At 42.8% G+C, this 13,472-nt stretch carries 10 protein-coding genes; 4 read left to right on the top strand and 6 right to left on the bottom strand.

Features of this window, described 5'->3' with window-relative positions; all coding sequences use genetic code 11:
- Positions 1-10 precede the first annotated feature (10 nt).
- From glnG to QV280_RS00490, 3 genes are all read left to right on the top strand, one after another.
- Positions 11-1,420 (top strand): nitrogen regulation protein NR(I), encoded by a 1,410-nt coding sequence (glnG, locus tag QV280_RS00500; protein WP_152822126.1) that lies wholly within the window; start codon positions 11-13, stop codon positions 1,418-1,420.
- 417 nt (positions 1,421-1,837) lie between these two features.
- On the top strand, positions 1,838-2,800 hold the full coding sequence (locus tag QV280_RS00495) for a glycosyltransferase family 2 protein (protein WP_152822124.1): 963 nt from the start codon (positions 1,838-1,840) through the stop codon (positions 2,798-2,800).
- Positions 2,769-4,559 carry a GtrA family protein gene (locus QV280_RS00490; RefSeq protein ID WP_152822122.1) on the top strand — a complete coding sequence of 597 codons (1,791 nt, stop codon included), beginning with the start codon at positions 2,769-2,771 and terminating at the stop codon, positions 4,557-4,559. Before QV280_RS00495 ends, QV280_RS00490 begins: the two co-directional genes overlap by 32 nt.
- A gap of 71 nt (positions 4,560-4,630) precedes the next feature.
- On the opposite strand, the gene hemN is transcribed toward QV280_RS00490, so the two are convergent.
- From hemN to QV280_RS00465, 5 genes are all read right to left on the bottom strand, one after another.
- On the bottom strand, positions 4,631-6,004 hold the full coding sequence (hemN, locus tag QV280_RS00485; protein ID WP_152822120.1) for an oxygen-independent coproporphyrinogen III oxidase: 1,374 nt from the start codon (positions 6,002-6,004) through the stop codon (positions 4,631-4,633).
- Positions 6,005-6,135: 131 nt separating this feature from the next.
- Positions 6,136-6,624, bottom strand: coding sequence for a DUF2489 domain-containing protein (locus tag QV280_RS00480; protein ID WP_152822118.1), 489 nt, complete (start codon positions 6,622-6,624; stop codon positions 6,136-6,138).
- 6 nt (positions 6,625-6,630) lie between these two features.
- Positions 6,631-7,179: a Der GTPase-activating protein YihI gene (gene yihI, locus QV280_RS00475; RefSeq protein WP_152822117.1), complete on the bottom strand. Its 549-nt coding sequence runs from the start codon at positions 7,177-7,179 to the stop codon at positions 6,631-6,633.
- Positions 7,166-7,816: a class I SAM-dependent methyltransferase gene (locus QV280_RS00470; RefSeq protein WP_152822114.1), complete on the bottom strand. Its 651-nt coding sequence runs from the start codon at positions 7,814-7,816 to the stop codon at positions 7,166-7,168. The genes yihI and QV280_RS00470 overlap by 14 nt, the downstream gene beginning before the upstream one ends.
- A gap of 731 nt (positions 7,817-8,547) precedes the next feature.
- Positions 8,548-9,165, bottom strand: a complete 618-nt coding sequence (locus tag QV280_RS00465) for a c-type cytochrome (protein ID WP_152822112.1) — start codon at positions 9,163-9,165, stop codon at positions 8,548-8,550.
- Positions 9,166-9,377: 212 nt separating this feature from the next.
- On the opposite strand from QV280_RS00465, the gene yihA reads away from it, so the two are divergent.
- Positions 9,378-10,031, top strand: coding sequence for a ribosome biogenesis GTP-binding protein YihA/YsxC (yihA, locus tag QV280_RS00460; RefSeq protein ID WP_367869617.1), 654 nt, complete (start codon positions 9,378-9,380; stop codon positions 10,029-10,031).
- 561 nt (positions 10,032-10,592) lie between these two features.
- On the opposite strand, the gene polA is transcribed toward yihA, so the two are convergent.
- Positions 10,593-13,397 carry a DNA polymerase I gene (gene polA / locus QV280_RS00455; RefSeq protein WP_152822108.1) on the bottom strand — a complete coding sequence of 935 codons (2,805 nt, stop codon included), beginning with the start codon at positions 13,395-13,397 and terminating at the stop codon, positions 10,593-10,595.
- Positions 13,398-13,472 lie beyond the last annotated feature (75 nt).

Below are 13,472 nucleotides of genomic sequence, written 5' to 3'. Positions count from 1 at the left end.
AGACAGAATTATGAGTAAAGGCTATGTATGGGTCGTCGATGACGACAGTTCTATACGCTGGGTTCTAGAAAAAACCTTATCCAACGCTAATATCAAATGTGAAACCTTCGCTGACGCAGAGAGTGTGCTTTTAGCACTAGAGCGTGAAGTGCCTGATGTCATCATTTCCGATATCCGCATGCCCGGCATGGATGGCTTAGAACTGCTTAAACAAATCCACAAAGCCGACCCTATGCTACCTGTCATCATTATGACGGCGCACTCCGACCTTGATGCAGCAGTAAATGCTTATCAAGAAGGGGCTTTTGAATACCTGCCTAAGCCTTTTGATATTGACGAAGCGCTGGCATTGGCAACTCGCGCCATTACTCACAGCCACGATCAAAAGCAAACCAACAATGCCGCTAACACCCTGCATACGGATACCCCTGAAATTATTGGTGAAGCACCTGCCATGCAGGAAGTGTTTCGCGCTATAGGGCGTCTGTCCCGCTCATCAATCTCAGTGCTGATCAATGGCGAATCGGGGACAGGTAAAGAGCTGGTTGCGCACGCTTTGCACAAGCACAGTCCTCGCAGTAAAAATCCATTTATTGCCCTGAACATGGCGGCCATTCCAAAAGACTTAATAGAATCAGAGCTTTTCGGACATGAAAAAGGCGCATTTACCGGCGCGAATAGCGTGCGCCAAGGACGCTTTGAACAAGCCAATGGCGGTACTCTGTTTCTTGATGAAATAGGTGATATGCCGCTAGAGATCCAAACCCGCTTACTGCGCGTACTGGCCGATGGACAATTTTACCGCGTGGGCGGACATTCAGCGATAAAAGTGGATGTACGAATCATTGCGGCTACTCACCAAAACCTTGAGTCACTAGTAAAAGATGGCGATTTTCGCGAAGACCTTTTCCACCGCTTAAACGTGATTCGAGTGCACATACCAGCCCTTAGAGAACGCAAGCAAGATATCGCTAAATTGGCTCAACACTTTTTAAACTTAGCCGCCGAAGAATTAGCGGTGGAAGTGAAAACCCTCTCCAAAGAAGCGACCGAAATACTAACTCGACTTAGCTGGCCGGGAAATGTACGTCAGTTAGAAAACACCAGTCGTTGGCTAACCGTCATGGCAAGTGGTAGCGAAATATTACCGGCCGATTTACCACAAGAATTAGTCGAAGAGCGCAGCCTCGCCTCCACTAATGAAGGCTCTGATTGGCAGGAACTATTAGAGATGTGGGCACGCTCGGCGCTCGCTTCGGGGGAAACCGAAATCCTCGCACATGCATTGCCAGAGTTTGAGCGTATCTTATTAAAAGTGGCTCTTAACCACACCAATGGACACAAACAAGATGCGGCTAAAGTTCTGGGTTGGGGACGAAACACCCTCACTCGCAAGCTAAAAGAGTTGAGCATGACTTAACCCTCTACATTGATCATCCGTGAGGAAAAAGTGGTCACCTTCTGGTGACCACTTTCACTCTCCAAAACCCAAACACAGCCGTTATTTCATCTATCCCAGCAACACTATCTAGCCTTTCGTTTATTCTCTCTATCTAGCATTTTTTTGCTTAAACCATACTGCATACGCAAAAGCATTAACACCGTCGCAACCGTTTAGCAAACACACAGATCGTTAAGCCGTTAATTATTTACATTTAACTGCTTATTTAATAGCTAATGATTAGATGTAAGATTGTACTAATCCATAATTGTGCATTTTTTTATAGAATCGTTTTTGATTATATGAACCGCTGAGCTTAATACAGCTATGAGTATGTTAATAACTCACCGTTAATAAGTAACAGCGGAGACCTGCGTGATAAAGTTTGGGTGAATTATGAATAAAACGGTTTCGATAGTTATACCTTGTTATAACGAGAGTGAAGTCATTGATACGACAGTGCAAGAATTGCTTTCTGTCACCAGCAATATTGCCAATTATCAATTTGAGCTGATCTTTGTGAATGATGGCAGTGCTGACGATACGGAAGCAAAATTGCTGGTACACAATAAGGCTCATGACAATATCCGTGTGATTTCTTTTTCGCGTAACTTTGGTCACCAGCAAGCTGTCAGTGCCGGTTTAGATGTCAGCACAGGTGATGCTGTCGTCTTGATTGATGCTGATTTGCAAGATCCACCTAAACTCATTGAAGACATGATTGCCAAATGGGAAGAGGGTTTCGACGTGGTGTATGGCACCCGCGCAAGCCGAGATGGTGAATCTAAATTTAAGCTCATTACCGCAAAATGGTTTTACCGTTTATTAAATTACTTATCAGAAGTAAAAATCCCTCTCGACACGGGCGACTTTCGCTTGATGGATCGCCAAGTGGTTGATCATTTAATTGCGATGCCAGAAAAATCACGCTTTATTCGCGGCATGGTCAGTTGGATTGGCTTTAATCAAACCTCAATTAGCTATGAGCGTAATGCTCGTTTTGCTGGTGAATCTAAGTACCCACTCACTAAGATGCTGAAATTTGGTATTGATGGCATTTTATCCTTCTCAGTCAAACCATTAAAACTCTCCATTATGATGGGCTTTATGTGCTCGGGTGTGGCTATGTTGATGATGCTTTACTCTGTTTACATTCGCTTAATGACCGACCATTGGGAATCTGGCTGGGCATCATTACTGGTTGCGATTTTATTCATCGGCGGAGTTCAACTGATCTCTATTGGCATTTTGGGGGAATACATCGCGCGTATTTACAACGAATCGAAAGATCGCCCACTGTATATCATCAAGAAAAACCGAGAACACGATGTTGACCAAAACCACCCAACTGCTGAGTAATCTGCTGTATTCAGATCTACGCCAAAAAATTCGTTTTGCTTTGGTTGGCGGAGTCAATACCGTCGCCGCTTATCTGGCCTTTATGGCTTTGTATGAGCTGTCTGGACGTTACTTAGTGTGTTCGGTTTTATCATATCTTATTGGCATGTTGATCAGCTATGTCTTAAATCGCACCTTTGTATTCAACAGCGAGAAAAAAGGCGGTCAATTCATCCCTTTTTGTGTGGTGAATTTAGCCTCCTTATCCTGCTCAACCGGCGCTTTATTTGTATTGGTGCATTATGTTGGATTGCACGTTTACGTCGGACAGGCGCTCGCCGTGTGCGTTTCAATGGCAATTAACTACCTTGGCTACAAGAAAATATTTACTGAAGGGGTCTCAATGCCAACTTTGCTACAAGGCTTCTATGATGACGATGGTCATCTAGACCTGTTATCTGTATTGCAGTGGCTACTGATTGCTATTTTTGCCTGTGTGACTGTGTTCAATTTGCACTTAGCTATGTCGTCCAATATCGCACATGATGCCTTACCGTATATGGACGGTTACAGCGGAAAATTTGTCACCGAAGGACGCTGGATTAACTTTGCTTTATATGCTGTGTTAAAGGAATTACCTGCTGTAATGGCGGCTTCTTTAGCCAATCTATTTATCTTTATCTTTGCTTATAAAGTCGTGATGGGTGTTAAAAAGGAGCGCTGGCTAGCCATTGCGATTGCCTTACTCATCGTCAATGTCCCATCCTTTACTATGCTACTCAAATGGCCAATGACGCTTGTTACTGGCTGTTTAATGTTGGCATTGTTTGCATGTTACAAAGATAAGTTTAATCGTCATGCGCTGCTTGTTGTGGCAGGCATTTTACTCTTTGCCACCTACCCTGCCTTTTACTTTTTAATTCCGCTATTGTTTGTAGCCGAGTTAGGTAAGTCTAGCTATGCCGATATCTGCAAATTTCTGTGCTTTTGGGTTTTAGGTTATGTGTTGGGGTACGCAGTTGCCAATGGTTTGGTGTATTTATACACCTCAATATTTACCGACCACGCCACTCTGATTCATTTTGTCAGCTGGCGACATGAAACGCCGTCCAATAGCTTATCTGCATTGCTGGCAAATATTGGCAAAAGTGCTGGCAACCTTAACTATGAAGTGCAGTACTTAGCCAAGCTAAGCCCGTTATTTTATGTTCCCATTGCACTGACCTTTATCTGGGCACTGGTAAAGCACTTCAAATACACAGCGATAGTGTTGATTGTAGTGGTGTCATTGTATGCCAGCGTTGTGCCACTAGGGGTTGATGTACCATTGCGCTCAGGAGTCACATTGCCGATTGGTATGGCAATGCTGCTGTTATTGATTACCAATAAGCACTGGCGACTGCTGACTCTGATCTGTTTGTTTATACCGTTTTCATACCAAATGCATAGCTACAATTACCACTATGCATTTAACCGCAGTGTGATTACCCATATTTTAGAAGAGCACGATCCGCACCATTATCTTCGTCAGTCACAAGCGTTTGATAAGGTCACAGTCAGTGTGGATGAAGAGAAAATGACCCAATATATGCTAGATAAAACTGGCTCAAGATCGTTTACTAATTCGTCTAATTTACGCTATCACTATATTCGACCTTATCTGTATCAATATGGATGGCGCGGAGAAAGGATTGTAGTAAATAACGTCTCTAGAAGTTCGGTGACCGGTGAAGCTAGAGTGGAGAAGAAAGGTCGAGAGCTATTTGTCTCAATGGAATAACATGCAATCAATCAGGGTAAGAAGGCTTCTTACCCTGATTTTTTTGTAATGAATAGATTAGAATTAACGAATTAGATTACGCGTGAGAATTGTTGCTGACGCGCCTTCGCTCTGAAGTATTTATCAAAACACATACAGATATTTCGAATCAACAAACGACCACGTAAATTCACATGAATTTCGGAGTCAGACACTTCCACCAAACCGTCGGTCACGAAGGTTTGTAGCAAGCCTAAGTCTTCATCAAAATACTTATCGAAAGTAAGCCCAAACTGTTGTTCAATCTCGCTCTTGTTCAGAGTGAAATTACAGATCAATTGCTTGATAACTTCACGGCGGATCAGATCATCACTGTCTAAAGAAACCCCTTTCCATAAAGCATGACGTTTCTCTTCCATTTGTGCGTAATACAGCTTCAACTCTTTCTGGTTTTGCGCATAAGTATCGCCCACCATAGAGATGGCCGACACCCCAAAACCAATTAAGTCACAATCACCTTGGGTGGTATAACCTTGGAAGTTTCGGTGTAGCTCACCATTGCGCTGGGCAATTGCCAGTTCGTCTTCTGGAAGGGCAAAGTGATCCATACCAATGAATTGGTAGCCTTCAGAAGTCAAAGTTTCAATAGTTTGTTGCAGAATCGACATACGCTCAGAAGCCACCGGAAGGTCTTCTTCTTTGATTTTGCGTTGCGCTGCAAACAGTTGTGGCATGTGCGCATAATTAAAGACGGACAAACGACCCGGACGCATAGTTAATACTTGGCGCATTGTTTCCGCAAAAGATGTGGCAGTTTGTAGCGGCAAGCCATAGATAAGATCTAAATTAGTTGAGCGGAAACCTAGCTCTTTTGCTCGCGCCACCATAGCAAAAATGAACTCTTCATCTTGCTCACGGTTAACCACTTTTTGCACTTCTTTATTGAAGTCCTGTACACCAATACTTAAACGGTTAAAGCCACTGTCACGCAAGTGATCCAGCATATCTAGCTCTATCTCACGCGGGTCAACTTCAATACTAATTTCGGCATCAGCATTAAAGTTAAATTCTTCATAAATCACCGCCATTAGACGAGTAATTTGTGGCTTAGTTAAGAAGGTTGGAGTGCCTCCGCCAAAGTGCAATTGATTGACTTTACGTTGCGACAGCAAAGCGGCACGTTGGCGAATTTCAAACTCAAGTACATCCAAATAATCATCGGCTTTTTCTTGATGGCGAGTAATCACTTTATTACAGCCACAGTAGTAGCAAAGCTTGTGACAAAATGGGATATGAATATACAGAGATAAAGGTCGTTCTGGATATTGCATATAAGCAATGTCTAGCTCAGCAACAGTAAATGCTTCGTGAAATTCCACGGCCGTTGGGTAAGAGGTGTAACGAGGTCCAGAGTAATTGTATTTATCCAATACACTCTGATCCCAGATAATTTGTCGGCTAGACATATTAATATCCTAAGAACAACTAAGAAAGGGGTGGTTATTGTGCCACAGCTATAAAGAGGCGTTTTTTATAACCAAAAAATATCATAGAGAGCGATCAATATTTGATAGCTAGATCACGCCAATAATAGATGCTATTTCATTTGAACTGAAATCTGTTGATTGAGTGGAGCCACTCGGCCTTGCAAATCTTTCAACTCTGCAATAATGGCATCGTTCAAACGAGTTTCCGCTTTATGGCGAGCTAGATTTTGTTGCATGCGCTCTTGCTTAGCCAGTTGTTGGCGATCATCACCGCGAGCCATATCTTTCACTACCTGAAACAGCTCACTCAGCGCGGGATAACGCGTTGCCACATCGATGCGCTGCTCACCCTGAACATAGTCCAAAATGTTGCACAAACGAATACTCAGCTCAGAAAGATCGCATTGACCCTGTATGCCTGCAAGGCACAAGGTATCAACACTCTCAAAAATCTTCGCATTACGCTTAGCAATAGCCAAAGCTTGGTGCTGCTGAATTAGTTGCTTCTGCTTATTTAGTTTTATCAGTAAATAAGCAGCGTAAGCAGCTAATCCAAGGATGATGATAGCTCCGATAGAAGCCAACACAGCCATATCCATTGATTGTTAGTCCTTGAAATCGCCTAAATCTAGCTCTTCAAATGATGCCAGTAGCTCATCTTCTGTGCGCGGTTTCTTGCTCTTAGTCGGTTCAACTGGCACTTCAATTTCGTCTTCTGGTTCTAATAAGCCCAATTGGTTCATTAGCACTTCGATACGATCCAGCTTCTGGTCAACATAAGCTTGTAAACCACCACCTAGAGATTCGCCGCTCTCGATACGCTCAAGTAACACATTCAATTGTGCATCATTTTCTAGCGCATCCAACTCTTGCTCAGCTGAGTATTTACGCTGTTGCTTAGTTGGTTTAACTGTAGGCTCTACAATTAGTGGAATCTTTTTCTTAGAACCAAGGCGCGGATCGCGTTTAGCGCGGCCCGAGCTATCTTTTGATTCATTTTCTACCGAGTGGCGGTTACCGGCTTTTTGGCCTTTGCGCTTTTTCAGCTTCTTGCGTAAACGCCCTTCAACATCTGATGCTGATCGGTTGCGAGTTACTGCTTGTTCTACTTCACCGGCTGAACCTGGCTTTCTCGATTTCTTATGTCGACTCATTGCTCGACTTCCTCAATAAAATTACGTCGTTTTCAATAAACTCTAGTTCTAGCTTGTCGCGGACAGCTAAAAACTCAAAAGTACTTCTGCTAAAAAACACAACATGTGTGTGGTCATTCTTGTAATGCCAAGTGGCGAAGGCTTCAACTCCGCGCACCATTTTGGTCATCAAACCCAGCCAAGCGCCCGGTTTTAACATGTCTATCCACTGCGCCCAAATCTCGTCGGGCTTATATAAGTGCTCAATCACCTCAGTTGCGGTGATAAAGTCATAGCGCTTATTCAGTACACTGCTATCTGGATAGTAGTAGAGATCATATAAGTCTACATGATGACCAGCCTCTTCCATCATCAAAGATAATGTTGGGCCTGGGCCACAGCCAAAGTCTAACCCTTGCTTATGGGAGCCAATTCGCTCAGCAAGTGGTTTCTGAACTCTAGACAAAAATCTGCGGTAACCTGCATCAGAAGGGTCGTTTTCATGTAGATCATAATGCGCCTTTTCTTGGCTTGAATCTAATCTCTGATTGGGGTCAACAAATACTAGCTCACAGCGCTGGCATTGCAGATATTGCCTGCGCTTATCTTCCCAATAAAATTGGATGTCATCATGATGACAAAGTGGACAATCTAACATTCAAGATGCCTATTTAGCGTAAGAGGCGCAACTTACCAAAATATGAAGAAAGAGTGTAGAAAAAATCTGCAATTTCGTGGATTTTTTCTATTTGCAAAGGAAATAGACGCCAACATCAAAACAGTGCGAGGTTACTCTCAACCAGTCTTTATACTCATAGTAGTGGTTGGCTGTTAACTATGCTTAGAAAATAAAAAAGCGATAGGTTGCCCTATCGCTCGCAAAATTCCATTTGTTATTAATGCTTTCCGTGCCAAAATTTTGTTATTCATCGTCCTGATGATTTTTAAAATCCGTAGCAAATATCCATTTGCTGGGCTAATCCTAAGCCATTCCTATCAGGGTCCTCAACATGAGAAAAAAAACCATCCGTTGTTTACCCAAAGTCGCCCAAGGCGGTGCTTTCCTTTACTCTTCCTGAGTAAGATTGAAAATTTCAATCATCACATCCTTCGACTGACACTACTCTACTACTGATATAAAAATGTGCAATTACTAAACAATACGAATGGATCACACTTTCAACAAATTAGATTGATAATGTTTATTTTTCAATAGGTTAAATATAGTTATAACTGTCATGACATAAAGTTAACTGTTACTTGCATTCTGTGAGCTAGCTATCGGAAATGGCCGGATTGTAGGGGGGGTATGAGACATAGAGACTCTGTGCGAGCCTCTATGTGATTGGGAAAAATGCTGTTAGTAAAAAGTGCTATTAATAAGCAATATTAGTGAAGACCACCCACATATTTAGACAATACGTCAATTTCTTCTTCGGTCAGCTTTTTAGAGACATCGTGCATCATTTCATTAAGGTCGTTATTACGATCCATCGACGCAAACTTTTGTAACTGCAACTTAATATAGTCAGCATGCTGTCCAGATATCTTCGGGAAACCGGATAAGCTAGTACCATTACCTCTTGGGCCGTGACATGCCACACAAGCAGTAATGCCACGCTCAGCATTGCCAGCTAAGTATAATTCTTGTCCTTGCTCCACAACATCTTCTGGAGTGCTATTCTCAGATATTGGTAAAGAAGCATAGTAAGCTGATATATCAGCCATATCTTGTTCTGATAGAGGGATTGCCATGGCACTCATCGCGGGATCGTAACGACCTTGCTTACCGCCACTGGTTGCACCCAACTTAAAATCTTTAAGCTGCTTGGTAAGGTAGCCTTCATGTTGGCCAGCCAATTTAGGATAAAGAGCAACAGGACTGTTTCCATCAGCACCGTGACACGCCGCACATGTTGCTGATTTTTGCTTACCTGCTTCTATGCTACCTGCAGCCCATACTGAGCAGCTAGCAAAAAGAGTTACTATTAGCGCTAATTTCTTCATGACATTCCATTATAATAATTTGAGCTTCCGTGGCTAAGGTATGCTCAGTTTTTATGTTCTAGATTGAATAAAAGTACCCGAAAAGATGAACAAGCCATAGGTGTCGCCTTTTGTCGTGCTAGAATAGGCGAACTAATGCCGAACACGGTTATTTTACACAAATTCACAAAAAAGTAATCAGTCGACTACACAAAGTCGCGATGGAGTTAACAGTGAGCGCAAAAATTCATTACCAAAATACCCATTTTATAACGAGTGCCCCAGATATTCGTCACCTTCCTGAAGATGAAGGCATCGAAATCGCATTTGCAGGTCGTTCTAATGCGGGAAAATCTAGTGCGCTCAATCGCCTAACTAATCAACGCGCACTTGCAAAAACCAGTAAAACCCCGGGTCGTACGCAGCTAATCAACTTATTTAAAGTGGATGAAAACTGCCACATTGTTGATTTACCTGGATATGGCTTTGCTCAAGTTCCTCTAGAACTGAAAAAGAAATGGCAAAAAAGCTTGGGTGAATACCTACAAAAGCGTCAATGTTTAAAGGGCCTAGTGGTATTGATGGATATTCGTCATCCAATGAAAGATCTTGATCAACAAATGATCTTTTGGGCCGTTGATTCAGGTATTCCAGTACAAGTGCTGTTAACTAAAGCTGACAAGCTAAAAAGTGGCGCTCGCAAAGCAACATTACTTAAAATCCGCCAAGATGCGATTGGTTTCGGTGGTGATGTTAACGTTGAAGTATTCTCATCTCTAAAAGGTCTTGGTGTTGAACAATTACGAGCTCGATTAGATAGCTGGTTTGCACCTGCTTTTGCAGAGCTTGAACAAGATGATGAGCAAAGCACCCCAGAGCAAGAATAACGCCATCACGCAATAGCTTTATAAAGACAACAACGCGACCCACTATTTGGGTCGCGTTTTTTTGTTTCTAAATTACAGAATACTTATTGAGTAATTTGCGCTGTTTGTAACATAAAAATGCTGATTTTATTATTTTTCAACACTTTGTAAGATCAATACAAACAGAAAGAGACTTAATACCAGCCGAAGTAAGGCAACAGGAAGATTAACGGAATTTAATACAAGAAGAGTGGCTTAAACCCTTATCAGACAAGGGTTATTGGTTTCTTTTGGGCAATAAAAAACGCCTCAGTCAAATACCGACTGAGGCGTATGAATTTATATAAATTCTAATAACGTGAAACAAAAGGTCTGAAAGATGAAACATCTTACCTCTGTACCCTACACAGATAAATCTACCCGATCTGAGAACAAATGCCAACACTTTTTGTAGTTTTTTTTCAAAAAAAACCTTTCCTTTGAAAAATTCTACCTAACCTATTGTTGTTTAAATTACAGACGATTATAGGCTGTATAAGTGATACACCTCTCACTAACAACCTATTCGCTTTCAATAATTGTCTAGTGTGCCTCATCCCAGTTATCACCATGACCTGCATCAGCCACTAGTGGCACATCCAATTTAGCCGCAGATTCCATTAAATTCTGTATATTACTTTCAATCTCTTGTAATGCATCTTCACGAACCTCGAAAACCAATTCATCGTGTACTTGCATTAGCATACGAACCTTAGGTTCACCTTGTTGTTTTTCAATCCACTCATCAACTAACAGCATCGCTTTCTTGATGATATCTGCTGCCGTGCCTTGCATCGGTGCGTTGATTGCCGCACGTTCGGCCGCTTTACGACGCATACCGTTACGAGAGTTAATCTCTGGCAGGTATAGATGACGTCCAAACAAGGTTTCAACATAGCCCTGCTCCGTTGCTTGGCTACGAGTTTCTTCCATGTACTGCATTACGCCAGGGTAACGCTCAAAATAGGTATCCATGTAGTGCTGAGCTTCACCACGAGCAATGCCTAGTTGCTTGGCTAAGCCGAAGGCACTCATGCCATAGATAAGGCCAAAGTTAACCGCTTTAGCGCGGCGACGTTGCTCGCTAGTCACTTGTTCAATATCGACACCCAAGATCTCGGCGGCAGTCGCTGCGTGGATATCTTTACCGGTTCTAAAGGCTTCCAATAACGCTTTATCACCGGAAAGGTGCGCCATTATACGTAGCTCAATTTGCGAGTAATCGACCGCCAGAATTTTCCAGCCGTGTGGGGCCACAAATGCCTGACGAATACGACGTCCTTCTTCATTACGAATAGGGATATTCTGCAAGTTTGGATCGGTCGATGACAAACGTCCGGTTGCAGTCACACCTTGATGATAAGAAGTATGCACACGTCCGGTACTTGGGTTGATCATCTTCGGCAACTTATCGGTGTAAGTAGACTTCAATTTCGCTAAACCACGATGCTCAAGAATCAGTTTCGGCAGTGGGTAATCCAAGGCAAGCTCTTGCAACACTTCTTCATTAGTTGACGGTGCGCCAGAGGGTGTTTTCTTGATAACCGGTAATCCCATCTCTTCAAATAGAATTCCTTGCAACTGTTTTGGTGAGCTTAAGTTAAATTCTTTACCTGCCAACTCAAATGCTTTGGCTTGTAACTCATCCAAACGCTGGGCAATCTCTTGTGATTGAGTCCCTAGCAGCATGTCATCAATTAATACCCCGCGACGCTCAATGCGCGAAAGTACCGGTATGAGTGGAATTTCAATGTCTTGATAAACAGAGTTAAGTTTTTCATTCTGTTCTAAAAATGCATTCAAATGATTGTGCAGTCGTAGCGTCACATCGGCATCTTCTGCCGCATATGGTGAAGCTTCGGCTAAGTCAATTTGGTTGAAGGTAAGCTGCTTTTTGCCTTTACCGGCAATTTGTTCAAAAGAGATGCATGGATGCTGTAAAAATCGTAGTGCCAAGCTATCCATATCATGCTTACCGCCCACACTGTTATAGACGTATGACGCCAGCATAGTATCAAAGGCAATACCCTGCATGTCGATATCGTATCGAGCGAGTACCGAAGCATCGTATTTTAGGTTTTGTCCCACTTTTGCCTGTTTAGGATCTTCAAGTAGAGGCTTAAGTTGCTCTAGTACCCAACTGCGCTCAAGTTGCGCTGGTGCATCTAAATAATCATGAGCAACTGGAACATAAGCGGCTTCACCCTCTTCAGTGGCAAAGGATAAACCTACAAGGTTAGCCACCATGTAATCTAGGCTATCCGTTTCCGTATCAAAGGCAAACACATCGGCTTGTTTTAGCTTCTCTAGCCAAGTGTTGAAGCTCTCTTCATCCAATATAGTTTGGTACTTACTGCGATCAATCGTAATGGCCTTCTCAGAAATGGTCGGCGTAATCTCTTTTTTCGCCCCAGCACCGCTGACGGCTCGACCTGATTTTTCATCAGCCTCAACCACACCAGTGCCACCTTCTAACAATTCATTTAACCAAGATTTAAACGCCATTTTTCCATATAGAGAAATCAGTAAATCTTTATCAGGCGTCGCTTTAACCAGATCATCTAAAGTCATTTCTAACTCTACATCTAGCTTAATTGTCGCTAGGCGATAAGAAAGGTAAGCCGACTCTTTATGTTCGAGCAATTTCTTCGCCATGGTTTTTGAACCGCGAAAGCCCAGTGCGGCAATGCTATCAAGGTTTGCGTAAATATCATCAAGCCCGCCAATGCCTTGCAAAAGAGCAGTCGCGGTTTTATCACCCACACCCGGCACGCCAGGAATGTTATCGACCTTATCTCCCATCAACGCGAGGTAGTCGATAATCAGCTCAGGCGGAATACCAAACTTTTCAATCACCCCTTCTCTATCAGATACCACATTGGTCATAGTGTTGATTAAGGTAACGTTCTCATCCACTAGCTGCGCCATATCTTTATCACCAGTACTGATCAGCACAGGCATGCCTTTCTTCGATGCTGCGGCAGATAAAGTGCCGATCACGTCATCAGCCTCTACCCCAGTGATGGAAATCAAAGGTAAGCCCATGGCTTTAATCATGTTGTGCAAAGGTTCGATTTGAGATCGCAGATCGTCTGGCATTGGCGGACGATTCGCTTTGTATTCTGGATACATGTCATCTCTGAATGTCTTACCTTTGGCATCAAAGATCACCGCAATACGCTCACTAGAGAATTGACGCATCATGCTTCTGAGCATATTCATTACGCCATAAACGGCATTGGTTGGATGCTCACCATTGCTCATGGTGCCAGGGTATGCATGGAATGCTCGATATAAGTATGAAGAGCCATCAATGAGTATCAGCGAATTTTCGGGGATAGTTGCCATGTATTGGTGTCCAGCTTAGGTAGAAGGAGGGATAATACCAATCACTTACTTACGACAATTGGTATAACTTTGCTA

It is taken from the genome of Vibrio sp. B1Z05 (genome assembly GCF_052955985.1).
Note: the sequence above shows the minus strand (reverse complement) of the source record. Positions and strands in the feature narration are given on the sequence as shown.

What these genes read in the sequence shown, in the direction of transcription:
- polA (WP_152822108.1), bottom strand. Translation starts at nt 13,397, where the DNA reads ATGGCAACTATCCCCGAAAATTCGCTGATACTCATTGATGGCTCTTCA.
- yihI (WP_152822117.1), bottom strand. Translation starts at nt 7,179, where the DNA reads ATGAGTCGACATAAGAAATCGAGAAAGCCAGGTTCAGCCGGTGAAGTA.
- hemN (WP_152822120.1), bottom strand. Translation starts at nt 6,004, where the DNA reads ATGTCTAGCCGACAAATTATCTGGGATCAGAGTGTATTGGATAAATAC.
- QV280_RS00480 (WP_152822118.1), bottom strand. Translation starts at nt 6,624, where the DNA reads ATGGATATGGCTGTGTTGGCTTCTATCGGAGCTATCATCATCCTTGGA.
- glnG (WP_152822126.1), top strand. Translation starts at nt 11, where the DNA reads ATGAGTAAAGGCTATGTATGGGTCGTCGATGACGACAGTTCTATACGC.
- QV280_RS00470 (WP_152822114.1), bottom strand. Translation starts at nt 7,816, where the DNA reads ATGTTAGATTGTCCACTTTGTCATCATGATGACATCCAATTTTATTGG.
- QV280_RS00490 (WP_152822122.1), top strand. Translation starts at nt 2,769, where the DNA reads ATGTTGACCAAAACCACCCAACTGCTGAGTAATCTGCTGTATTCAGAT.
- QV280_RS00495 (WP_152822124.1), top strand. Translation starts at nt 1,838, where the DNA reads ATGAATAAAACGGTTTCGATAGTTATACCTTGTTATAACGAGAGTGAA.
- QV280_RS00465 (WP_152822112.1), bottom strand. Translation starts at nt 9,165, where the DNA reads ATGAAGAAATTAGCGCTAATAGTAACTCTTTTTGCTAGCTGCTCAGTA.